Origin of the sequence: Pseudomonas sp. PARCl1, assembly GCF_947311875.1 — a bacterium.
In the GTDB taxonomy this organism is placed as follows: domain Bacteria; phylum Pseudomonadota; class Gammaproteobacteria; order Pseudomonadales; family Pseudomonadaceae; genus Aquipseudomonas; species Aquipseudomonas juntendi.
Genome location: NZ_CAMZMX010000011.1, coordinates 49110 through 69671, shown reverse-complemented (window position 1 = coordinate 69671; position 20562 = coordinate 49110). Strand labels below are relative to the sequence as shown.

At 62.9% G+C, this 20562-nt stretch carries 21 protein-coding genes and 1 pseudogene; 12 read left to right on the top strand and 10 right to left on the bottom strand.

Translation table 11 applies throughout. From position 1 onward, the window contains the following. The first annotated feature begins 143 nt into the window (after nucleotides 1-143). Nucleotides 144-851: a VacJ family lipoprotein gene (locus QME24_RS08715; protein WP_054904171.1), complete on the top strand. Its 708-nt coding sequence runs from the start codon at nucleotides 144-146 to the stop codon at nucleotides 849-851. A 60-nt stretch (nucleotides 852-911) separates the two neighbouring features. Here the strand turns inward: QME24_RS08715 and QME24_RS08710 are convergent, their stop codons facing one another. After that, on the bottom strand, nucleotides 912-1211 hold the full coding sequence (locus QME24_RS08710; protein WP_009686303.1) for a PilZ domain-containing protein: 300 nt from the start codon (nucleotides 1209-1211) through the stop codon (nucleotides 912-914). A 280-nt stretch (nucleotides 1212-1491) separates the two neighbouring features. Here QME24_RS08710 and rssB point away from each other — a divergent pair, with 280 nt between their 5' ends. Together rssB and rssC are read left to right on the top strand one after the other, a co-directional pair. After that, nucleotides 1492-2673 (top strand): two-component system response regulator RssB, encoded by a 1182-nt coding sequence (gene rssB / locus QME24_RS08705; protein ID WP_029885859.1) that lies wholly within the window; start codon nucleotides 1492-1494, stop codon nucleotides 2671-2673. Beyond that, the gene (gene rssC, locus QME24_RS08700) at nucleotides 2670-3152 is read left to right on the top strand and encodes an anti-sigma factor antagonist RssC (protein ID WP_009686305.1); all 483 of its coding nucleotides are present in this window, start codon (nucleotides 2670-2672) and stop codon (nucleotides 3150-3152) included. Before rssB ends, rssC begins: the two co-directional genes overlap by 4 nt. A gap of 82 nt (nucleotides 3153-3234) precedes the next feature. Here the strand turns inward: rssC and QME24_RS08695 are convergent, their stop codons facing one another. The 3 genes from QME24_RS08695 to dusA form a co-directional block, all read right to left on the bottom strand. Further along, nucleotides 3235-5085: an alkaline phosphatase D family protein gene (locus tag QME24_RS08695; protein ID WP_232892056.1), complete on the bottom strand. Its 1851-nt coding sequence runs from the start codon at nucleotides 5083-5085 to the stop codon at nucleotides 3235-3237. A gap of 71 nt (nucleotides 5086-5156) precedes the next feature. Further along, on the bottom strand, nucleotides 5157-6083 hold the full coding sequence (tal, locus tag QME24_RS08690) for a transaldolase (RefSeq protein WP_054904173.1): 927 nt from the start codon (nucleotides 6081-6083) through the stop codon (nucleotides 5157-5159). A 187-nt stretch (nucleotides 6084-6270) separates the two neighbouring features. After that, nucleotides 6271-7281: a tRNA dihydrouridine(20/20a) synthase DusA gene (gene dusA, locus QME24_RS08685; protein WP_280091266.1), complete on the bottom strand. Its 1011-nt coding sequence runs from the start codon at nucleotides 7279-7281 to the stop codon at nucleotides 6271-6273. Nucleotides 7282-7716: 435 nt separating this feature from the next. On the opposite strand from dusA, the gene QME24_RS08680 reads away from it, so the two are divergent. Beyond that, entirely contained in the window at nucleotides 7717-7905 is a 189-nt protein-coding gene (locus tag QME24_RS08680; RefSeq protein ID WP_235768719.1) for a DUF1737 domain-containing protein, read from the top strand. 23 nt (nucleotides 7906-7928) lie between these two features. Here QME24_RS08680 and QME24_RS08675 read toward each other — a convergent pair. The 5 genes and pseudogenes from QME24_RS08675 to QME24_RS08655 all read right to left on the bottom strand — a co-directional run bounded on the left by QME24_RS08675 (nucleotide 7929) and on the right by QME24_RS08655 (nucleotide 12145). Further along, nucleotides 7929-8236 (bottom strand): annotated as a pseudogene (locus tag QME24_RS08675) (chorismate mutase). Between the two features lie 185 nt (nucleotides 8237-8421). Beyond that, a complete protein-coding gene (locus QME24_RS08670) occupies nucleotides 8422-9120 on the bottom strand; it encodes an anti-sigma factor (RefSeq protein WP_054904186.1) in 699 nt (232 codons plus the stop codon). Then, complete coding sequence (locus tag QME24_RS08665) at nucleotides 9117-9665, bottom strand: sigma-70 family RNA polymerase sigma factor (RefSeq protein ID WP_009686313.1); 549 nt, start codon at nucleotides 9663-9665, stop codon at nucleotides 9117-9119. Before QME24_RS08665 ends, QME24_RS08670 begins: the two co-directional genes overlap by 4 nt. Nucleotides 9666-9768: 103 nt before the next feature. Beyond that, entirely contained in the window at nucleotides 9769-10296 is a 528-nt protein-coding gene (locus QME24_RS08660; RefSeq protein ID WP_235768720.1) for a DUF3455 domain-containing protein, read from the bottom strand. A 328-nt stretch (nucleotides 10297-10624) separates the two neighbouring features. Continuing rightward, entirely contained in the window at nucleotides 10625-12145 is a 1521-nt protein-coding gene (locus QME24_RS08655; protein WP_009686315.1) for an NCS1 family nucleobase:cation symporter-1, read from the bottom strand. Nucleotides 12146-12480: 335 nt separating this feature from the next. Between QME24_RS08655 and QME24_RS08650 the strand changes: the two genes are divergently transcribed. Continuing rightward, nucleotides 12481-13188 carry a murein L,D-transpeptidase catalytic domain family protein gene (locus QME24_RS08650; protein ID WP_177331323.1) on the top strand — a complete coding sequence of 236 codons (708 nt, stop codon included), beginning with the start codon at nucleotides 12481-12483 and terminating at the stop codon, nucleotides 13186-13188. Between the two features lie 27 nt (nucleotides 13189-13215). Here the strand turns inward: QME24_RS08650 and QME24_RS08645 are convergent, their stop codons facing one another. Beyond that, a complete protein-coding gene (locus QME24_RS08645; protein WP_009686317.1) occupies nucleotides 13216-13920 on the bottom strand; it encodes an SDR family oxidoreductase in 705 nt (234 codons plus the stop codon). 339 nt (nucleotides 13921-14259) lie between these two features. On the opposite strand from QME24_RS08645, the gene QME24_RS08640 reads away from it, so the two are divergent. From QME24_RS08640 to uvrY, 7 genes are all read left to right on the top strand, one after another. Next, complete coding sequence (locus QME24_RS08640) at nucleotides 14260-15606, top strand: glutamine synthetase family protein (protein ID WP_154211435.1); 1347 nt, start codon at nucleotides 14260-14262, stop codon at nucleotides 15604-15606. Nucleotides 15607-15673: 67 nt separating this feature from the next. Next, nucleotides 15674-16468: a gamma-glutamyl-gamma-aminobutyrate hydrolase family protein gene (locus QME24_RS08635; RefSeq protein ID WP_192439821.1), complete on the top strand. Its 795-nt coding sequence runs from the start codon at nucleotides 15674-15676 to the stop codon at nucleotides 16466-16468. A 13-nt stretch (nucleotides 16469-16481) separates the two neighbouring features. Then, nucleotides 16482-17840, top strand: a complete 1359-nt coding sequence (locus QME24_RS08630) for an aspartate aminotransferase family protein (protein WP_235768721.1) — start codon at nucleotides 16482-16484, stop codon at nucleotides 17838-17840. A 143-nt stretch (nucleotides 17841-17983) separates the two neighbouring features. Beyond that, on the top strand, nucleotides 17984-18538 hold the full coding sequence (locus QME24_RS08625) for an XRE family transcriptional regulator (RefSeq protein WP_009686321.1): 555 nt from the start codon (nucleotides 17984-17986) through the stop codon (nucleotides 18536-18538). Nucleotides 18539-18621: 83 nt separating this feature from the next. Beyond that, nucleotides 18622-19131 carry a ProQ/FinO family protein gene (locus QME24_RS08620; RefSeq protein WP_009686322.1) on the top strand — a complete coding sequence of 170 codons (510 nt, stop codon included), beginning with the start codon at nucleotides 18622-18624 and terminating at the stop codon, nucleotides 19129-19131. A 117-nt stretch (nucleotides 19132-19248) separates the two neighbouring features. Continuing rightward, nucleotides 19249-19680 (top strand): GNAT family N-acetyltransferase, encoded by a 432-nt coding sequence (locus tag QME24_RS08615; protein ID WP_054904191.1) that lies wholly within the window; start codon nucleotides 19249-19251, stop codon nucleotides 19678-19680. A 239-nt stretch (nucleotides 19681-19919) separates the two neighbouring features. After that, complete coding sequence (gene uvrY / locus QME24_RS08610; RefSeq protein WP_003251380.1) at nucleotides 19920-20558, top strand: UvrY/SirA/GacA family response regulator transcription factor; 639 nt, start codon at nucleotides 19920-19922, stop codon at nucleotides 20556-20558. The last annotated feature ends 4 nt before the right edge of the window (nucleotides 20559-20562 follow it).

Here is a 20562-nt window from a genome sequence, read left to right as displayed (position 1 = left end):
CGGGGGGATGGTGCAACAGTTGTTCACAAAATATTGAGCAAAAATGTGTAAAGCTGTCTAACAGCCCGTAAGCCTCTATACTGCCGCCTTAACGCCACGCGACCCGTGCGCTGGCGGTCGAGAAACCCGATGGAGAGACATCTATGCGTAGGATCGGTGCCAGTGTGATCGATCGAGTCACCCAGGCCTGTGTCTGTGCCGGCATGCTGCTGGCGCCCGTGGCCGCCACCCAGGCGGCCACCGAGGAAGATCCCTGGGAGGCGGTCAACCGCCCGATCTTCCGTTTCAACGATACGGTCGACACCTATGCCCTCAAGCCATTGGCCAAGGGCTATGAGGCCGTTACCCCGCAGTTTCTCGAAGACGGTATCCACAACATCTTCCGTAACCTGGGCGATGTGACCAACCTGGCCAACAACATCCTCCAGCTCAAGCCCCACGCAGCCGGCGTGGACACTGCGCGGCTGATCGTCAACACCACCTTTGGCCTGGGTGGGTTTTTCGATGTGGGCACCAAGATGGGCCTGCAGCGCAGCGACGAAGACTTCGGCCAAACCCTGGGCTACTGGGGCGTGCCGAGTGGCCCGTACGTGGTCATCCCGCTGCTGGGCCCGAGCACCGTGCGTGATGGCGTGGCCAGGTACCCGGACACCTATACCAAGCCTTACCGTTACATAGACCACGTGCCGACCCGTAACTCGATCTTCGCCCTGGACGTGATCGACACCCGCGCCAGCCTGTTGTCGGCCGAGAAGCTGATCCAAGGCGACAAGTACATCTTCATTCGTAATGCCTACTTGCAGAACCGCGAGTTCAAGGTCAAGGATGGCGAAGTCGAAGACGACTTCTGATCGTTCATGCTGTGCAGGGGCGCCCGGGCTACGCCGCCCCTGCCGGCTTCGGGCGCCGCTTCAATGCATTGCCAGTATCCTCAAGCCGAACTTCTGCTGCCCGCCTGGCTGGTCGGCGATCCACACCACCTCGGTGCTGGCGTGCAGCCCCTTCAACGCCGGGTGGTCGGAGTCGATCCGCACTTCGAGCTGCTGACCTACCTGAAAATGCTCTGGCGCCTGCACCTGCATGCCGCCGCTGGACAGGTCCAGGCAGCGCGCGGCGATGACCTGGCCTTCGTGCAACAAGCTGACTTCGGCGTCGATGCGCATGCGGATGAAATCGCGTTTCTCGCTGTGGCTGGAGGGCGTGTGGGGCATGCTGCATCCTTCCCATCGGGTTGCGCTGGTCGACTTTCTTATAACTCCCGGCGATTTGCCCTGTAAAGAGCGATGAGGTCGACCCACGCATGCTTGAAACCCCTGGCGGATGGGAGTACCGTCTGCGCCTTACAAGGTTGCTCTCACAGTTGCCGACAGTTGCCGGGCAGGTGTTCTTGTCCTACAACTCAAGTAGAGTATGACCACAAAGAATTCCCGTAGCTGGCCGTCTGCCTTGCCGACACCGCTGCACCAACCTAAATCGGCGCCGTTCGCCCACATGCAGAATACCAGTGCAACGCTGCTGATCATCGATGACGACGACGTGGTCCGTGCGAGCCTCGCCGCGTATCTTGAAGACAGTGGTTTCAGCGTGCTCCAGGCCGGTAATGGCCAGCAGGGGCTTCAGGTCTTCGAAGAGCACCAGCCCGACCTCGTGATCTGCGACCTGCGCATGCCGCAGATGGGCGGGCTCGAACTGATCCGCCAGGTCAGCGAGCGTGCGCCGCAGGTGCCGGTGATCGTGGTGTCCGGTGCCGGCGTCATGAGTGATGCGGTGGAAGCACTGCGCCTGGGGGCTGCCGACTATCTGATCAAGCCGCTGGAAGACCTGGCCGTACTGGAACACTCGGTGCGCCGCGCCCTCGACCGCTCGCGCCTGGTGCTGGAAAACCAGCGCTACCGCGACAAGCTCGAAGCCGCCAACCGCGAGCTGGAGGCCAGCCTGCACCTGCTGCAGGAAGACCAGACCGCCGGCCGCCAGGTACAGATGAACATGCTGCCGGAAAGCCCGTGGGCTGCCGGCGAGTTCGCCTTCGAGCACCAGATCATCCCGTCGCTGTACCTGTCGGGTGATTTCGTCGACTACTTCCGCGTCGATGACCGGCGTATCGCCTTCTACCTTGCCGATGTTTCCGGGCATGGCGCGTCGTCGGCCTTTGTCACCGTGCTGTTGAAATTCATGACCACACGCCTCATGTTCGAACTCAAACGCAACAAGATGCGTGAGTTCAAGCCCTCGGAAGTGCTCAGCCACATCAACCGCGGCCTGATCAACAGCAAGCTGGGCAAGCACGTGACCATGGTAGGTGGCGTGATAGACGAGGATTCGGGACTGCTGACCTACGCCGTTGGCGGCCACTTGCCGCTGCCGGTGCTGTACACCCCAGGCAACGCTCGCTACCTGGAAGGCCGTGGCCTGCCGGTGGGGCTGTTTGACGAGGCCACTTACCAGGACTTGGTCGTGGAGCTGCCGCCACAATTCAGCATCAGCCTCATGTCCGATGGCATTCTGGACCTTTTGCCGGGTGATACGCTCAAAGATAAAGAAGCCGCCTTGCCGGAGATCGTCAAGGCAGCAGGTGGTAGCCTGGATGGGCTGCGTCAACGTTTTGGATTGGCTACGCTTGGGGAGATGCCGGATGATATCGCCCTATTGGTGTTAAGCAGGAACCTTCAATGAGTACCGGTAGAATCCAGTTCGCCGAGCAGAGCGGTACCTTTGTACTGAAATTTGTCGGTGAAGTGCGCCTGACCTTGTGTTCGGCGCTGGATGCAACGATCGAGAAGATTTTCACGGCGCTGAACTTCTCGGCCATTGTCATCGACCTGACCGAAACCGAGAGCATCGACAGCACCACCTTGGGCCTGCTGGCCAAGCTGTCGATCCTGTCGCGCCAGAAGGTAGGCCTGCTGCCGACGGTGGTGACCACCAATCCGGACATCTCCCGGTTGCTGCAATCAATGGGCTTCGATCAGGTGTTCAATATCGTCGATCGGCCAATTCCCTGCCCCGAGTGCCTGACCGACCTGCCGTCGCAGGACCAGAACGAAGACGTGGTGCGTTCCAAGGTGCTGGAGGCGCACAAGATCCTCATGGGCCTGAATGACTCCAACCGCGAAGCGTTCCATGACCTGGTGAATGCGCTGGAGCGCAGCTAGGCACTGTGCCTTGAGGGGCGTGCGCGGTCGTCGCCGCGCCACTTCGCTAGAGCCTGGCCCACGCGCTGGCCACGCTGCCTGGCTACGGGCCCCCGATAAACTCGGTTGCCTGCGCGCCACCCGCATCCAGCTGATACACGCGTACCGGCCGCCCCTGCCGATCAAAAAACACCTGCCCCAGCCCTGCGCCGTTCCACAGCCGTTCCCCGGCCTTGCTGTGGCTGGGCGTGCGTGGCACGACCTCCATTTCCCGGCGTTTGGTGAACCAGTTAAGCGGCGAGCGCGGCGAGTACAGCCAGCGGTTGAGGCGGTCCAGCACGTCCAGCAGGCGCCGGGGGAACTCGTTCTTGATGCCGCTGCTGGTCACTTGCCACAAGTGCGGGCTGCGTTGGCGGTGGCGAATCAGCACTTCGTAGACGAACGAATAGTGCACATCGCCCGACAGCACCACGTAGTGCCCGGGTGTGCGCGAGTGGCGGAATATGTTGAGGATGACCTGCGCCGCCCCGCGGTGGGCCATCCAGTTTTCGGCGTCGACCAGCAAGGGGTAGCCCAGCCAGCTGAAGACCTTCTGCACCGTCTCGATCAGTTTCACGCCGAAAATCGGCGCCGGTGAAACGATGACTGCCGATGGGTGATCGAGCAGCGCCTGCTGCAGTTCACTCAACGCTTCCCAGTCCAGCAGGCCGGATGGCCTGGCTAGGTTGCTTTCGCTACGCCAGCGGCGGGTGCGGGTGTCCAGCACCAGCAAGGGCGGCTCGGTAGGCAGGCTGAACTGCCAGCCCTGAAAGCGCAGCAGCTCACCGATCACTGCATCCTGGTTGTCGCCGGTCAGTGCCTGGCACTGGTCGAGCAGTGGCTTGCAGGTGTCCGGGGCATTGCCCCAGGCCTGGCACAACAGATAGCCGAGCAGGGCATTGCCGATGATCCGCCGTGAAAACGGGTGGCCGTAGGCGGTCTGCTCCCATTGTGCCGACAGGTTCCAGTCGTCGGTGATGTCGTGGTCGTCGAAGATCATCAGGCAGGGCAGGTGGGCCATGGCCCTGGCCACTTGGCCGAGGTTTTCGGCAAACCCGCGGACCAGCGGCAGCTCGTGCTGGTAACGGGCCTGGTGTTGGTCGCTGAGCCCGGCTGGCATGGCCAGGTCGACCAGCTGCCACGGCACGGGGGACCACACCAGCAGGTACATGGCCATGACTTCGGCGAAGGTCACCAGGTGGTTGTCAGCGTTGCTGGAAGAGAAGATCGGTTTGCGCTTGCCACCGAAAAACCGCTCGCGCAGGGTTTCGTTGAGCTTCTGTGCCGGCAGCAGGTCTGCGCGGTGATAGTAACTGGCCGGGTGCTGGTACAGCGCCTGGCTGTCGGTGACCACCGCACCTTCAAGTTGCTCGTCGAACAGGCCCAGGCGCGCGATCAGGCTGTGGATGGCACGCAGCATCGGCCCGGCCACGTCGTCGGCATACACCTGGTCGCCGGTCATCAGCAGCACGGCGGGGCGGTCTTGCGGGGTTGTGCAAGCCTGCAGCAGGCGGTCTGCGCACAGCAGGCCGTCGGCCGCAGGGTGGTGCGGTTTGCGGCAGGAGCCATGCAGCAGGTGGTCGAGGCGCTCGCGCAACACCAGGTTGGGGCGCTGGTTGCCGGGGTAGACCAGGTGAGGTGCCCAATCGGCGATGCCCTTGCCATTGATCAGCAGGTCATAGTCCAGCAACTGGTTGCAGGGCAGCGCATCGTTGAAATGGATGTCCAGCAAGTGAATGAAGGCCTGCTTGCCTACGGCTACCACCTGGCAGTCGACCTGGGCCTCGCTGGCGGTGCAGACGAATTGCGCGTGCAGCGGTTCGGTGGCAACCAGCCAGATAGCCAGGCGCTGGGGTTCCAGGCGCCGCAGGACCGGGCCGGCGAGTACGAGGGGCAACAGTGTAGGGGCGGTCATCAACAGCTCGGGAAGGGTATGGGGCGCAAGGTGCTTGGCACTTTACGCCCGTCTGGCAAGGCCGAAACTACTCAGGCGTTTTCAGCCATCAGTTTTTCCAGCTTTTCCTGGTCCCGGGCAAACTGGCGGATGCCCTCGGCCAGTTTCTCGGTGGCCATGGCATCTTCGTTCATTGCCCAACGGAACTGGCTTTCGTTCAGCACCTGCTTGGCTTCGCCAGCATTGCCTGGCTTGAGCATGCGCGGCAACTCACCCTGGTCGCTGCTCAATTGGTCGAGCAGGTCAGGGCTGATGGTCAGGCGATCGCAGCCCGCCAGTTGTTCGATCTGGCCGATGTTGCGGAAGCTGGCACCCATGACGACGGTGTCGTAGCCATTGGCCTTGTAGTAGTTGTAGATGCGCGTGACCGATTGCACACCCGGGTCTTCGGCGCCCACGTAGTCCTGGCCGGTGCTTTTCTTGTACCAGTCGTAGATCCGGCCCACGAACGGCGAAATCAGGAACACCCCGGCATCCGCACAGGCCTGGGCCTGGGCGAACGAGAACAGCAGGGTAAGGTTGGTCTGGATACCTTCCTTTTCCAGCTTCTCGGCAGCGCGGATGCCTTCCCAGGTCGAGGCCAGCTTGATCAGCACGCGGTCACGGCCGACGCCGGCTTTTTCATACAGGTCGATCAGCGCCCGGGCCTTGGCCAGCAGGGCCGGTTCGTCGAATGACAGGCGGGCATCCACCTCGGTGGAGATACGCCCGGGAATGACCTTGAGGATGCCCGAGCCCACGGCCACGGCAAACTTGTCGCAGGCCAGGTCGACATTGCCCTTGGCATCTGCCTTGACCTGCTTGAGCAGGTCCGCGTAACCGGTGATGGCAGCGGCTTTGAGCAGCAGCGACGGGTTGGTGGTGGCATCGACCGGTTTCAGGCGGGTGATGGCGTCCAGGTCTCCGGTATCGGCGACCACGGTGGTGAACTGCTTGAGTTGTTCCAGCTTGGAGGTCATGGGCGTGCTCTGTCCTGTGCAATGACTCGACATTACCCGAGCCCCGACGGCCGCTCAAGGGCCGGTAGGCGCGGGTCTGCCACGAAGGGTGGTGTGAAGATGATATTCGAGTCCGGCGCCACCCCGAGGTTCCGCACACCACCGCGCGTGCTGGCGTCATCTGCACCCGCTGTCGCTACACAGCGCATCAGCGCCCCTGAAGCAGCTCCACTGCCTGGTCGAACACGGCCAGCGGCTGCGCCGCCTTGTGAATATCCGCCGACAGCAGCTGGCGGAAGCGCCGGGCGCCCTTGAACCCCTGGGCCAGCCCCAGAATGTGCCGGGTAACATGGTGCATCGCGCCACCACTTTCCATGTGCGCCACGATGTACGGCCGTAGCTGCGCCAACGCCTCGCTGCGGCTGATCATGGCAGCTTCGCTGCCGAACAGTTGCTGATCCACCTCCGCCAGCAGGTACGGGTTGTGATAGGCCTCACGCCCCAGCATCACCCCGTCGAAGGTTTGCAGGTGCGCCTGGCACTCGCCGAGGGTTTTGATTCCGCCGTTGAGCACAATCTCCAGGTCCGGGAAGTCGGCCTTCAATTGCGCTGCCACGTCGTAGCGCAGCGGAGGGATCTCGCGGTTTTCCTTCGGCGAAAGCCCTTCCAGGATCGCGATGCGCGCATGCACGGTAAAGCTGCGGCAGCCCGCTTCGCGCACTTGGCCGACGAAGTCGCACAGCTCGGCGTAGCTGTCGCGCCCATTGATGCCGATGCGGTGCTTGACCGTCACCGGGGTGGCTACCGCATCGCGCATGGCCTTCACGCAATCGGCCACCAGCGCCGGGTGGGCCATCAGGCAGGCACCGATCATGTTGTTCTGCACCCGGTCGCTCGGGCAGCCGACATTGAGGTTGACCTCGTCGTAGCCGGCTTGCTCGGCAAGGCGGGCACAGGCCGCCAGGTCGGCAGGCACGCTGCCGCCCAGCTGCAGGGCCAGCGGATGCTCGGAAACGTCATGGCGCAGGAAACGGTCGGCGTCGTTGTGCAGCAGGGCGCCGGTGGTGACCATTTCGGTGTAGAGCAAGGTTTGCTTGGACAGCAGGCGCAGGAAGAAGCGGCAATGGCGGTCTGTCCAGTCCATCATGGGGGCAACGCTGAAGCGGCGTGACGGCTCAGGGCGCGTGGTTTGTGGCTGGGAGCCTGATGTTGCAGTCATTTCGTTCAACGTGTTCTGTACCGGTTTCGGGGTTCGAGGCGTTTTTACCCAGGCGTTTGGTACAAAGTACCAACCGACATACGACATGTACCAATCGTGGAAAAGGGTCGATGGCAGCACCCGCTACCCCGTCCAGTTCCGCACTGATCGCGACAAGGCGACAGTCTACCAAGAGAGCCGGGTGTTCGCCTGCAAACACGTCGCGAGGGCCTGGGCGAAGCGACGGTACGCCGAGTTGAACGAGGCGAGGGTTATCGGGGGGCTGCCCCGGTAACGCGCCTCGACCAGGAAGGCTGAAACGCTGGCGCGATCCACCGATAGCCAAGCCCTGTTGGCCCGCATACAGTAGAGCACCGATGATCGATGCAACTGTTACAGAATCACCAGCACGATCATCAGCCACAACGCGCGCCGCGTGAACCAAGGAAGAAAGCGATGAGCCAACCCCTCAATGATCTGCCCATCTACCGAGTGCTGACTGGCCCCGACAACGCCGCCTTCTGCCGGCGGGTCAGCGAGGCCTTGGAAATGGGGTACCAGTTACATGGCTCACCTGCAGTCACCTTCAATGGCAGCGATGTGATCGTGGCGCAGGCCGTGCTCTGGCCTCGAACCGGTGACTGATCATCGGCCGCCTTGCATGCTTTTTAAGACGCCGAAGGTGCAGTGGCCAGCTTCGCGTGGGTGGTCAGTTCTTCATTGATGAAGGCCGCGATCATCGCCCGGTAAACCTGCTCCACCACCTCGGCTGACGCGCCGGTTTGCTCCGCCATTTCGCGAACCTTCATTATCACCTGCTCGACCCGCGCAGGCGCACGCACGTCATCGGTCGTCTTCTTGAAGGCGGCCGCTTGCGCCACGAGTCGGCCACGTTGGCGAGAAGCGAAACCAGGCTGCGGTCAATTGCATCAATCCCGTGGCGGACTTCTTCCAGTGAGGTGCAACGTACTTCCATTTGCGCGACTTCCTTTTCATGAGACTGCGGTTGATTGGGGGTATCACTTGCGCTTACCCGGGCCGGCCAGCGCTGCCGGCTACGGCAATAGAGCAAGGCCCACCATTTAACTCGCTCCGGCCCATGATTCCCAGGCTTTCTGTGGCGTACCGTTTCTGTCTCTCGCCGGCCGGCACGCAAACGGGTCAAATCACTTTCACCGCCCGGCCTATGAATTTGACCGGCCCCGTTGGCAGGCCGGTAGGCGAGCCGCCGGCTTTCTCCAGTGTCAGCTCGAACAACTGGTCGGCTTCCAGCGGTGGCAGGCTCTGCAAGGGGACCCTGTAGGGTTCGCCGGGTTTGACCAGGCCCAGTGATACTGGCGCCCCCCACTGCGGACCCTTGGTCCAGAACTGCAAGGCCATGCCTTCAGGGAGCGCATCCTTGCCGAGCGGGAGAAGCTCGATGGTGCGGCTGTCGCTGGTCTGCACCACCCAACCCGGGGCCTGGCTGCTCGGTGCCACCAGCACCACCACGAATTGCGTCGCGGGTGGGGGCGTTGTCAGCAAGGTGAACGCCAGCACTACACTGGCCGCCAACCCGGCGGCCGTCAGTGCTTGCCACAGGCCCAGGCGTTGCCACCACTTGGCTCGCCGCTCGCTTGCCGGGGGCTCCAGCTCGTTCAGGCTGCGCTGAATACGGCCCCACAGGCGCAGGCTCGGTGGCTGCGGCGCGGCCAGCGCGGCCAGTTCCAGCAGGCGCGACTCCCAGGCATCCACTGCGGCGCGCAGGGCTGAGTCGGTACGCAGGCGCTCAGCCACTGCCGTGTGTTGCTCCGGCGCCAAGGTGCCCAATACGAACTCGCCGGCGAGGGTGTCCAGCGCTTCGTCAGTCTCCGGCTTCATTCCAGGCACTCCCGCAGTGCTTTCAGGCTGCGCTTGATCCAAGCCTTGACGGTGCCAAGGGGGGCGCCCAGCAGAGTGGCGATTTCGGCGTGGCTGCAGCCGTCCACGTAAGCATGCAGGATGCAGTGCTGCGGGCCGGGCTGCAATTGTTCCAGGCAACGGTAAATCTTTGCCGAGCCTGACCACAGGGCCAGGTCATCCAGCCTGCCCGGCAAGGTGGGCACGGCAGCCATGTCGGCATCGTCCAGCACAGTTTCGCGCCGGGTATCGCGTATCGAATTCAATGCCAGATGGCGTGTGATGCTGTAGATCCAGCCGCGCGCCGAGCCGCGCGCGGGGTCGTAGCTGGCAGCGCCAGTCCAGATGCGAATGAACGCATCGTGGACGATGTCTTCGGCCGTGGCGTTGTCACGCGCGATACGCCGGGCTACGCCCAGCAGGCGTGGCCCTTCGTGATCGTACAGCGCTTGCAGGGCTCGCCGGTCACCCTGTGCGCAGGCCTCCAGGCAGTGGTGGAAGTCGAATGGGGTGACAGGCGAATTCAAGGTGTACGGCTTCCTTGTGTCTGGCGAGGTACCCCGGCCATCCAGCCGGGGGCTTGCCATCGAGCTTAGATCATCCGCTGCTGGATGTTGGCGCCGGCGCGCGTTACCTGGCTGTCCAGAACACATAGTCGGCCTGGTACTGGACGACCTGCCTGGCCCCCTTGTTCTGGGCCGTGCAGTCGCTGGTAGGGGCCACGCCGCCGCGGGTGGCCAGGCGCTGGATGTAGCTGACCCCATGCATGGCGCCTTTACCTTCGGCCGGGTTGGCCTTGACCAGTTGATAAGGAATGGCGCCTTTGTCTGCCGGGGCCAGCGCCAACTGGTTGCCGGTGACTTTCGAGCCATCCTTCGCTTGCCAGGTGGCGGGAGGACCAAAGTAGTCGCCCACTTGTTTGCCGCTACGGTCATTGAGCACGGCCTTGGGTCCAACGAAGGTCCATTCGGTCTGGCCGGCCGCATCGGCTTTGTCGCGGCACTCATAGGTGATCTCGCCGACCCCGACGGTCTCCAGCATAACGCGATGCCCCTCGGGCACCTGGACTGCTGTGGGCACGGCGGTTTGCGCGTGGGCGGTCTGCAGCGCCAGGGCAAGGCTGCAGGCGAGCAGGCAAGCGGAGTATGTATGGCTCATGGTAATGCTCCTGACAGGTCATTTGGCTGGGCGGTCATGGTCCACCCATCAGCAATACCCACCACGGGGTCTATTGGATGCACGGGGACAAAAAAATAGTTGCCTGCAAATGGCCGGCCGGCAGCGGGCAACCAAAGCCCGGGAGTAGGGTGGTGTCGTCTGGCGCGGTTACGTGGGTGGCCCTGCGGGCCAGGCGGGTCGCGGGGCATGTGCGCCAGGAAGATGCCAGGGGCGCGCAGTGGAGGTACAGACCTCTTTACACGCGTGCATCCGTGCGGGCTAAGGGCCAGCATCACTGGCCCTCATCAGTCGGCTGATGGTGCCCCGATCAGTGATGCGCGCTATCCACCGCAATGCTCTCGCCGCTCACCGCGAGGTAGCTGGCGTTGCGGTTGGCGAGGGCGTAGTGGATCAGCCCACCCAGGCCGGCGCCGAAGAACCAGGAGAACTGCGACAAGGTCTCGAAGGCTGGCACCAGCGCCAGCACGATGGCGATCAGTGCCGCCGGCACGAATGCCGCGACGGCACGCAGGTTGACCCCGCCGCTGTAGTGGTAGGCCGCCTGCCTGCTTTCGCTGTAGAGCTGCGGCAGGTTCACCCGGCTGCGGCGTACCAGGTAGTAATCGGTGACGATGATGCCGTACAGCGGGCCGAGCAGGGCGCCCAGGCCACCGAGAAAGTACACGATCACTGAGGGGCTGTTGTAGAGGTGCCAGGGCAGGATCACGACCGCAATGGCGGCACTGAGCAAGCCTGCGCGGCGGAAATTCAGCAGGTTGGGTGCCAGGTTGGTCAGCACGTAGGCCGGGGCGACGAAGTTGGCCATGATGTTCACTGCCACGGTCACGATCAGGAAAGCCAGGCAAGCCAATACCAGGCCGGCGGTGTTGGGGATGGCCGCAACGATTTCGGTCGGGCTCTGCACCAGCTTGCCATCGATGCTGAACTGCGCACCGGCCAGTACCACTGCAATTAGGGCAAAACCAAGCATGTTCACCGGCAGGCCCCAGAAGTTGCCTACGCTGATGGTGCGCCGGTCCGGGCAATTGCGCGTGAAGTCACAGAAGTTGAGAATCATGGTGCCGTACAGCGAGACCCACAGCGCAGCAGCGCCGAGCACTTTCAGCCACATGGCCGAACCGGTCGGGGCATTGCCGCTGGACCAGGCGATCGACAAGCCGCTGCGCCAGTACATCCAGCCGGCCAGGCTGGCGAAGGCGACCAGAATGATCGGCCCGGCCAACGACTCGAAGCGGCGCACCATTTCCATGCCGTAGGCGAAGATCGCCACCTGCACGCACCAGATGCCGAGGAAGGTGACCCAGCCCAGGCTCGACAGCCCGAGGATGCTGTTCTGGTCGTAGGCCTTGAGGTCTGGGGCGATGGCGGTGAGCAGTACACGCAGCACCACCGAAGCCAGGTAGGTCTGGATGCCGAACCAGGCAATGGCGATCACCGCGCGGATCAGTGCCGGAATCTGGGCACCATGGATGCCGAAGCTGATGCGGCACATGACCGGGTAGGGCAGGCCGGTTTTCTGACCCATGTAGCCGGAAAGGTTCATCAAGCCGTAGATCACCAAGGCACCGAGGGCGAAGGCGGCCAGGATCTGCGCCCCGCTCATGCCCAGGGCGAACAGCCCGATGGCGAACGAGTAGTTGGCCATGTTGTGCACGTCGTTGGTCCACAGCGCGAACAGGCTGTAGCGACCCCAGGTGCGCTTGGCGGCACGGGTAGGGGCCAGGTCGGCACTGTACAGGCGCGGGCTCAATGTCACCTGGCCGGGATCCGCCGTGGCGGTGGGGCGTGCATCAAGCTGGCTAACATCGGAACGCGAAATCGACGCCATCGGGACTCCATGATGGTTGTGTACTTTTGTTTTTGGATTTGTATACAAACAAGATTCGTACCAATCGGTCAGGCGCAGGTAATTACAGCGGGTTGCCGGTCTCTAACCGATCATTGCCTAGCGGGCGCGTATTTGAGTTGGGAATTTTGTGCACATTTCAGGTGCGCATTTGTTACCCCGCGCGCCAAGCCGAGGCGCTTGCTGTGAACAACGCAGATACACTCAGGCCATTGGTCAGCAAATGATCGGCAAATGGCCTGAAAGCGAACACAGTAGCCGCATTTGGCTGCAAGCAACGGCTGCACAGGCCCGTTTTCCAACAGGGATCCGTATCGATGTTCACCTCAGTGCGCCGCGCTGTGCGGCTTGCGATGGCCATTGCCGGCCTGTTCATTCTCGGTGCCTGGCACAGCGCTCAGGCGCAGTCGCTGCCCAGTGCTGCCGAGCTGCAGCGGTTGGCACCCGCCGCCAGTCTGGCGACCTTGGCCCTGGCGCTTACCGCCTATCACTGTGCGAGCCAGGGGGGAGGGGACAAATTGCTGACCGTTATCGATTATTCCAGGGCCTCGCGTGACAAGCGCTTGTGGGTGTTCGACCTGCGCGCCAGGCAGCTGTTGTTTGAAGAGTGGGTCACCCATGGCAAGAACAGCGGCGCCGATCTGCCGAACGCGTTTTCCAATGCGCCGAACAGTTACCAGTCCTCCGTCGGCCTTTATGAAACCGGCCAGGCCTACAATGGCAAGCATGGGCGCTCGTTGCGCCTGCAGGGGCTGGAGCCAGGGTTCAATGACAACAGCATGGCGCGGGCGATCGTCATGCACGCCGCAGCGTACGCCGACCCCAGCGTGGTGCCTAGCCTCGGCCGCCTTGGGCGCAGCCAGGGTTGCCCTGCCGTGCGCCCGGCGATTGCCGAGAAATTGATCCACACGCTGCAACGCGGCAGCTACGTGTTCGCCTACTACCCGCAGCAGGCGTGGCTGAAGCATTCGCGTTACTTGAACGCCCAACGTTGCGTGGCAAGCCCATCGATCGCCGGCAAGTGACGAGGCGCGCTTACCTCGTCAGCAGCCTCACACGCTACGCGTCAGGCCGCCGTCGACCTTGATGTTCTGCCCGGTCATGTAGGCAGCACCCTCGCTGGCAAGGAACGCGATGGTGGCGGCAATTTCTTCGGGGGTGCCGTAACGCTTGAGCGGTACGCTGTCGCGGCGTTGCTCTGTGGCCGGCAAGCTGTCTATCCAGCCCGGCAGCACGTTGTTGATGCGCACGTTATCGGCGGCGTAGGTGTCGGCGAAGATCTTGCTGAAGGCCGCCAGCCCCGAGCGGAACACCGCGGAAGTGGGGAACAGGTCGCTCGGCTCGAATGCCCAGGCGGTAGAGATGTTGATGATCACGCCACCCTTTTGCCGCTGCATATAGGGCGTCACCAGGCGTGTCGGGCGAATGACATTGAGCAGGTAAGTGTCCATGCCTTTGTGCCAGTCCTCGTCGCTGATCTCCAGGATGGGCGCACGTGGGCCGTGCCCCGCGCTGTTGACCAGCACATCGATGCGGCCCCATTTGCCGACCACAGCGTCTACCAGGCGCTGCAGGTCTTCAACCGACTGGTTGCTACCGGTAACGCCGATGCCGCCAAGCTCTGCGGCCAGGGCCTCGCCCTTGCCCGATGAAGAAAGGATGCCCACGTTAAAGCCATCCGCGGCCAGGCGCCGGGCTGCGGCGGCACCCATGCCGCTGCCACCAGCCGTGATAATTGCAACTTTGTCTACTGTCATGCTGCCTCCCAGTTTGGCGTTCATTTGATTGCGTAGGTGCTTCCACCATAGCAGCGCCCTCGGGTGGCAAGTGAGACAGTCAAGCTTCTCAGAGCCAGTAGTTAAGCTATTGGCTTGTTGCGCGTGGCAGGGGCCAAGTCGCGCAGACGCAGACCGGCGGCACGCAGATGATCTTGACGTGTGAAATTTTTAATGTATTTTTTCATGAAAAATATCTGCGAAAATTTCACGAGCGCCCAGGCTATTGAAGCCGTGCCAGAGGTTGAAGCCCTTGCAAGCGCGGGCGGCATTCAAGGGCGAGTCTTCACTTGAGTTGGTTCACCCCACAAGGACAAGAACATGAGTGCCCCCTCTGCGGATTTGCTGCTTGAAGTGCGTGCGTTTCGGGCGCAGCACCCGGCCATACGTTATGTCGACCTGATTGCGCTGGACATTCCCGGGCATTTCTACGGCAAGCGCTACCCCATCGACATGCTGGAAAAGGTTGCAGCTGGGGCACCGCTGAAGCTGCCGCAGAACTGCGTGCTGCTGGGTACCCAGGGCGGCCTTTACCCCATAGGTGACTACTGCTTTGCCGACGGCGACCCGGATGCTGTACGGCGGCTGGTGCCAGGTACGCTGAAGCCGGTGCGCTGGGAAAAAGAACCGATCGCCCAGATGCTGATCACCTCCGACGGCACCGCCAGGCCGATCGAGTTCGAGCCACGGGAAGTGCTGGCCCGCGTGCTGCAGCGCCTTGCCAGGCGTGGGATACGCCCGGTGGTGGCGTTCGAGCTGGAGTTTTACCTGTTCGACCGCGCGCTGGACAACGGCTTGCCGTGTTACCCGCGTGACACTGCCAGCGGCGACGCAGACGACCAGCCGAACATGCACATCGAGCGCCTCTCGCGCTTTTCCTCGGTGTTGCATGAAATGGTCGATGGCGCCAATGAGCAAGGCGTGCCGGCGAACGTGATCACTGCCGAGCTGGGCCCAGGCCAGTTCGAAATCAACTTCTTGCACAGCGACGATGCCCTTGCCGCGGCTGACTGGTCGGCACTGTTCTGCCGCAGTACCCGGGGCATTGCCCTGAAGCACGGCTACCGCGCCAGCTTCATGAGCAAGCCCTACCTGGATGCGCCAGGCAGCGGCATGCACGTGCACGTCAGCCTGTACGACAACGACGGCAACAACCTGCTCGCCGCTGCCGAACAGCGCAAGCTGCGCCATGCGGTGGCGGGGTGCCTGGAACTGCTGCCGCACTGTATGCCGATTTTTGCCCCCAACCACAATGCCTACCGCCGTTACGGTGCCATGGTCAACGCCGCGAGCAAGGCCAGCTGGGGCTTCGAAGACCGTGATGCGTGCATTCGCATCCCCGAATCCGACCCGCGCAACCTGCGCATCGAGCACCGCCTGGCAGGCGCAGATGCCAACCCGTACCTGGTGCTGGCGGCCATTCTCACCGGCATGGAGTACGGCCTGGAGCGGGGCGTCGAGCCCATCGCCCCGCTGAACAACGACCGCCAGAGCGGCATCGACTTCCCCAAGGACCCGCTCAGCGGCCTGGCCGCCATGCGTCATCACCCGGTGCTGGAGCAAGGCCTGGGCAGCGAGTTCGTGATGGTCTACTGCGAAAACAAGTACCAGGAGCAACTGGACTTCATGCGCCACATCGATGCCCGCGAGTATCGCTGGTTCCTGTAGCGCCTGCGGTTCGCCCCCATCCCTTGCCAACCTAAACCACGCGCAATACCCATTGCCGGAGGACGCTATGCCACGTGTGCCCGTGATCGGGATCACCGCTTGCACCACCATGAGCGGGCAGCATGCCACCCAGACCATTGCCGAGAAGTATGCACGTGCGGCAGCCAAGGCGGCGTGCGGCCTGCCCATCGTGATACCCAGCCTGGGGGAGCTGCTCGACAGCGCCGACATCCTCGAGGTGGTAGACGGACTGATCTTTACCGGTTCGCCGTCCAATATCGAGCCGTTTCACTACCACGGCGCGGCCAGTGCCGAGGGCACCCAGCATGACCCGCTGCGGGACGCCACCACGTTACCGCTGATGCGCGCGGCGATCGCCGCCGGCGTGCCGGTGCTGGGCATCTGCCGTGGTTTTCAGGAAATGAACGTGGCACTGGGCGGCACCCTGCACCAGAACGTGCATGAGGCTGGCGCATTCATGGACCACCGCGAAGGCGCGGGCGAGCCAATTGCCAAGCAATACGGCCCGCGCCACACCATGCATGTGCAGCCAGGCGGTTTGCTCGAACGCCTGGGCTTGCCGGCAGTGTTCGAGGTCAACTCCATCCACGGCCAGGGCATCGATGTGCTGGCGCCGGGGTTGAGGGTGGAGGCATTGGCGCCCGACGGCCTGGTGGAGGCGATCTCGCTGGACAACGGCCAGGGCTTCAGCCTGGCCGTGCAATGGCACCCCGAGTACCAGGTCATGGACAACCCGCAGTACCTGACCCTGTTCCAGGCGTTTGGCGCGGCATGCCGCCAGCGCTCGCTGCTGCGCCAGAACCGCAAGCAACCCACCGCGCAGCGCGCCTGCGCGACCTGACGGAGTGAAGACAATGAGTGCACAGAATTCGCAGACCCAGGCCTGGCAAGCGCTTAGCCGCGACCACCACCTGGCGCCGTTCAGCGATGTTAAACAGTTGGCCGAGAAAGGCCCGCGCATCATCACCCAGGCCAAGGGCGTATACCTGTGGGATAGCGAGGGCAACAAGATCCTCGATGCCATGGCTGGCCTGTGGTGCGTGGCGGTCGGCTATGGCCGCGATGAGCTGGCCGAGGTCGCCAGCCGGCAGATGAAGCAGCTGCCGTACTACAACCTGTTCTTCCAGACCGCGCATCCACCGGCGCTGGAGCTGGCCAAGGCGATCGCCGACCTGGCCCCGGCCGGCATGAACCATGTGTTCTTCACCGGCTCCGGTTCCGAAGGCAATGACACCGTGCTGCGCATGGTGCGCCACTACTGGGCGCTGAAAGGCCAGCCCGACAAGAAGGTGATCATCGGCCGCATCAACGGCTACCACGGCTCTACCGTGGCAGGCGCTGCCCTGGGGGGCATGAGCGGCATGCACCAGCAGGGCGGGGTGATCCCGGATATCGTGCATATCCCGCAGCCGTACTGGTTCGGCGAAGGCGGCGACATGACCGAGGCCGACTTCGGCGTGTGGGCCGCCGAGCAACTGGAGCGCAAGATTCTGGAGGTGGGCGAAAACAACGTCGCAGCCTTCATCGCCGAGCCGATCCAGGGTGCCGGGGGCGTGATCATTGCGCCGGACACTTACTGGCCAAAGGTCAAGCAGATCCTTGCCAAGTACGACATCCTGTTCGTGGCCGATGAAGTGATCTGCGGCTTTGGCCGCACCGGGCAGTGGTTCGGTACTGACTACTATGACCTTGAGCCCGACCTGATGACCATCGCCAAGGGCCTGACTTCGGGCTACATACCGATGGGCGGTGTGATCGTGCGTGACGAGGTGGCGCGGGTCGTCAGCGAAGGTGGCGATTTCAACCACGGCTTTACCTATTCCGGCCACCCGGTGGCCGCGGCGGTGGCGCTGGAGAATCTGCGCATCCTGCGCGACGATCAGATCATCACGCAGGTGCAGGACAAGACTGCGCCTTACCTGCAGCAGCGCCTGCGTGAGCTGGCCGACCACCCGTTGGTCGGTGAGGTGCGTGGCCTGGGCATGCTGGGCGCGATCGAGTTGGTAAAAGACAAGGCCAGCCGCACCCGCTACCCAGGCAAAGGCGTGGGCATGATCTGCCGCCAGCACTGCTTCGACAACGGCCTGATCATGCGCGCGGTGGGCGACACCATGATCATCGCGCCGCCTTTGGTGATCAGCCTTGCCGAGATCGACGAGCTGGTGGCAAAGGCGCGCAAATGCCTCGACCTCACGTATGAGGCTGTTCGCTGAGCGGCAGGTAGCCTCAGCGGGGCTGCAAAGCGGCCCCGGTTTGCCTGGCTGGCGCGCGCAAGGCCTGGAAGCATTTTGCTTTGCAGGTTGAATCCTGTACTTTTCAGGGCATTGTTTTTCCGTCCGAACGTCGCGATTCAACTATGAAAGTGCACGAAGAAATCGAAGGCCTGGCAGTACTGATTCGCGATCTGCGCAAGTTCAAGGGCCTGACCCTTGGCGAGCTGGCCCAGCGTATCGGCCGCTCGGTGGGGTTCCTGTCCCAGGTCGAGCGCGGTGTTTCGCGCCCGACCGTCGCCGACCTGACGGCCATCAGCGAAGAGCTCGGTGTGTCGACTGCCTACTTCTACAAGCTGGCCAAGCCCCGCGAGCTCGGCTGGGTCACCCGCCCGCACGAGCGCCGCACCTTGCACCTGGCCGGTGGCATCACCGACGTGCTGGCATCGCCCAGCATCAGTGGCGCCTTCTCCATGCTCGATAGCCACCTTGAACCTGGGGCGAGCAGCGGCGAGGAGTACCTGGACGACAGTTCAGAGCAGGGGTGTTTCGTGCTCGAAGGCGAATTGACCGTGTGGCTCGACGGCGGTGAGCCCGTTACCCTGCGCGCCAATGACAGTTTCCAGCTGCAGCCACATGCCAGCTTTCGTTATGCCAACCTGACCGGCAAACCAACGCGGGTGTTGTGGGTATTCAGCTGATGGAAAGATGACCTGCAAACACTGGGGTGGCTGCATGGGTTATCCTTGCACCCCGCAATCAACCACAAGCAGTGAATTGAACGATGGGTTTTGAACAACTAGCAGAGCTACGCGACCGCCTGCGGGCGGAGAAACAGCAGGTAAAGGCCGAAAGCGCGAAACAGCCAAAGCGCAAGCCGTCCCCGCAGGCGAAGCCGCGCGAACAGGATCCGGCGGTCGCTGCGATCTGGCCTTTGCAGAAGCATTTTCCCCTGGCCTTCCCGGTCAACCCGGCCCCCAAGGTGCCGCTCAAAGAAGGCATCTTCAAGGATGCCGAGCAACACCTGGAGCTGCTCGGGCTTACCCGTGAACAGCTGAAGCTGGGTATTTCCACCTGGTGCCGCGGCGCCCGGTACTGGGCCAGCATGGTCGAAAATGCACCGCGCCTGGACCTCAGTGGCCAAGCAGCGGGTACCGTGACTGCTGCACAGGCACTGCATGCCAAGCAGCAGGCTGCGCGGCACCGCAGCCAGGAACGCCGTAACCGGGCGAAGGCCAAGGCACAAGCTGCCGCCCCTGCCGCCGAGCCTGCTGGCGAGCAGCCTGAGGCCTGACCCGGCCCCTCGCCAACCTGGCGAACCTACTGATCGCCTCCATGCATCGGTGCCTGGGGCTGCCCTGCTGGCCAGCCCCGGGCACAACGTCAACCGCGACCGTGAGCGTTGATTGACATGTGCCTGCAACTGATCCCTGCCACTACCAGCCACTGCACCTTCGCCCGCGACCTGACTCGCCGCGCCATGCTGCCTTATTACGGCCAATACGGTCTGCTTTGGGTGGAAGACGCCTTCGACCAGGCCTGGGGCTGGCGCGAGCAGTGGTTGGTGGCAGATGGCACCGCGGTGCTGGGTTACTGCAGCCTCAGCCAGGACCGCCAGGCCCTGTTCATCCGCGAGTTGCATTTGCTCCCCGAGCACCGCGGGCGCGGTGTTGGCAGTTTGGTGCTGGAGCAGTTGGCACTGTGGGCCAGGCAGCGGCAGTTGCCGCTGCTCAGGCTGATGGTGTTTCGCAGCAATCCGGCACGCCGCCTTTATCAGCGCCATGGGTTTATCGAGATGGGTGAAGACGATTGCTTCGTGCGTATGCAGCGCGCTATCGAGTGATCGCCAGGCGCTGGCGTGTCCAGCGCGAACGGCGCAGGCATCAAGGATCCATATCGACGATCAGCCGGCACGTTGCCTACCTGCTGGCGCGCTTGACGGGTCATGTTAAACCCCGGTAAACAGTATGGATTCTCACAGTTGAGCGTCGGACGTTTCTGACGGAAGTAATGCGTTAGGCCCACTGTGAAAAATTTTGTTAAGGTGGCGGGATCCAATCGCCCTGCTGATGAGGTGTGTGCTTGATTAGGGTCTTAGTCGTCGATGATCACGATCTGGTACGAACCGGTATTACGCGCATGTTGGCCGACATTGACGGCCTGCAGGTGGTGGGTGAGGGGGACTCGGGCGAGTCGGCGCTCAAGCTGGCCCGTGAGCTGAAGCCAGATGTGGTGCTGATGGACGTGAAAATGCCCGGCATCGGCGGCCTGGAAGCCACTCGCAAACTGTTGCGCAGCCACCCGGACATCAAAGTGGTTGCAGTCACCGTGTGCGAGGAAGACCCGTTCCCCACGCGCTTGCTGCAGGCCGGCGCTGCCGGTTACCTGACCAAGGGCGCAGGGCTCGATGAAATGGTCCAGGCCATCCGCCTGGCATTTGCCGGCCAGCGCTACATCAGCCCGCAGATCGCCCAGCAGCTGGCGCTCAAGCCGTTCCAGCCACAAGGCTCGCCGTTCGACGCCTTGTCCGAGCGGGAAATCCAGATCGCCCTGATGATCGTCGGTTGCCAGAAAGTGCAGATCATCTCCGACAAGTTGTGCCTCTCGCCCAAGACCGTCAATACTTACCGTTATCGGATCTTTGAAAAACTCTCGGTCACCAGCGACGTCGAATTGACCTTGCTGGCCGTTCGCCACGGTATGGTTGACGCAAGCCTGTAAACCT

Bases quoted from the DNA above. Each gene is read 5' to 3' on its own strand.
- QME24_RS08715 (WP_054904171.1), top strand. From the start codon at position 144: ATGCGTAGGATCGGTGCCAGTGTGATCGATCGAGTCACCCAGGCCTGT.
- QME24_RS08710 (WP_009686303.1), bottom strand. From the start codon at position 1,211: ATGCCCCACACGCCCTCCAGCCACAGCGAGAAACGCGATTTCATCCGC.
- rssB (WP_029885859.1), top strand. From the start codon at position 1,492: ATGCAGAATACCAGTGCAACGCTGCTGATCATCGATGACGACGACGTG.
- rssC (WP_009686305.1), top strand. From the start codon at position 2,670: ATGAGTACCGGTAGAATCCAGTTCGCCGAGCAGAGCGGTACCTTTGTA.
- QME24_RS08695 (WP_232892056.1), bottom strand. From the start codon at position 5,085: ATGACCGCCCCTACACTGTTGCCCCTCGTACTCGCCGGCCCGGTCCTG.
- tal (WP_054904173.1), bottom strand. From the start codon at position 6,083: ATGACCTCCAAGCTGGAACAACTCAAGCAGTTCACCACCGTGGTCGCC.
- dusA (WP_280091266.1), bottom strand. From the start codon at position 7,281: ATGACTGCAACATCAGGCTCCCAGCCACAAACCACGCGCCCTGAGCCG.
- QME24_RS08680 (WP_235768719.1), top strand. From the start codon at position 7,717: ATGAGCCAACCCCTCAATGATCTGCCCATCTACCGAGTGCTGACTGGC.
- QME24_RS08670 (WP_054904186.1), bottom strand. From the start codon at position 9,120: ATGAAGCCGGAGACTGACGAAGCGCTGGACACCCTCGCCGGCGAGTTC.
- QME24_RS08660 (WP_235768720.1), bottom strand. From the start codon at position 10,296: ATGAGCCATACATACTCCGCTTGCCTGCTCGCCTGCAGCCTTGCCCTG.
- QME24_RS08655 (WP_009686315.1), bottom strand. From the start codon at position 12,145: ATGGCGTCGATTTCGCGTTCCGATGTTAGCCAGCTTGATGCACGCCCC.
- QME24_RS08650 (WP_177331323.1), top strand. From the start codon at position 12,481: ATGTTCACCTCAGTGCGCCGCGCTGTGCGGCTTGCGATGGCCATTGCC.
- QME24_RS08645 (WP_009686317.1), bottom strand. From the start codon at position 13,920: ATGACAGTAGACAAAGTTGCAATTATCACGGCTGGTGGCAGCGGCATG.
- QME24_RS08640 (WP_154211435.1), top strand. From the start codon at position 14,260: ATGAGTGCCCCCTCTGCGGATTTGCTGCTTGAAGTGCGTGCGTTTCGG.
- QME24_RS08635 (WP_192439821.1), top strand. From the start codon at position 15,674: ATGCCACGTGTGCCCGTGATCGGGATCACCGCTTGCACCACCATGAGC.
- QME24_RS08630 (WP_235768721.1), top strand. From the start codon at position 16,482: ATGAGTGCACAGAATTCGCAGACCCAGGCCTGGCAAGCGCTTAGCCGC.
- QME24_RS08625 (WP_009686321.1), top strand. From the start codon at position 17,984: ATGAAAGTGCACGAAGAAATCGAAGGCCTGGCAGTACTGATTCGCGAT.
- QME24_RS08620 (WP_009686322.1), top strand. From the start codon at position 18,622: ATGGGTTTTGAACAACTAGCAGAGCTACGCGACCGCCTGCGGGCGGAG.
- QME24_RS08615 (WP_054904191.1), top strand. From the start codon at position 19,249: ATGTGCCTGCAACTGATCCCTGCCACTACCAGCCACTGCACCTTCGCC.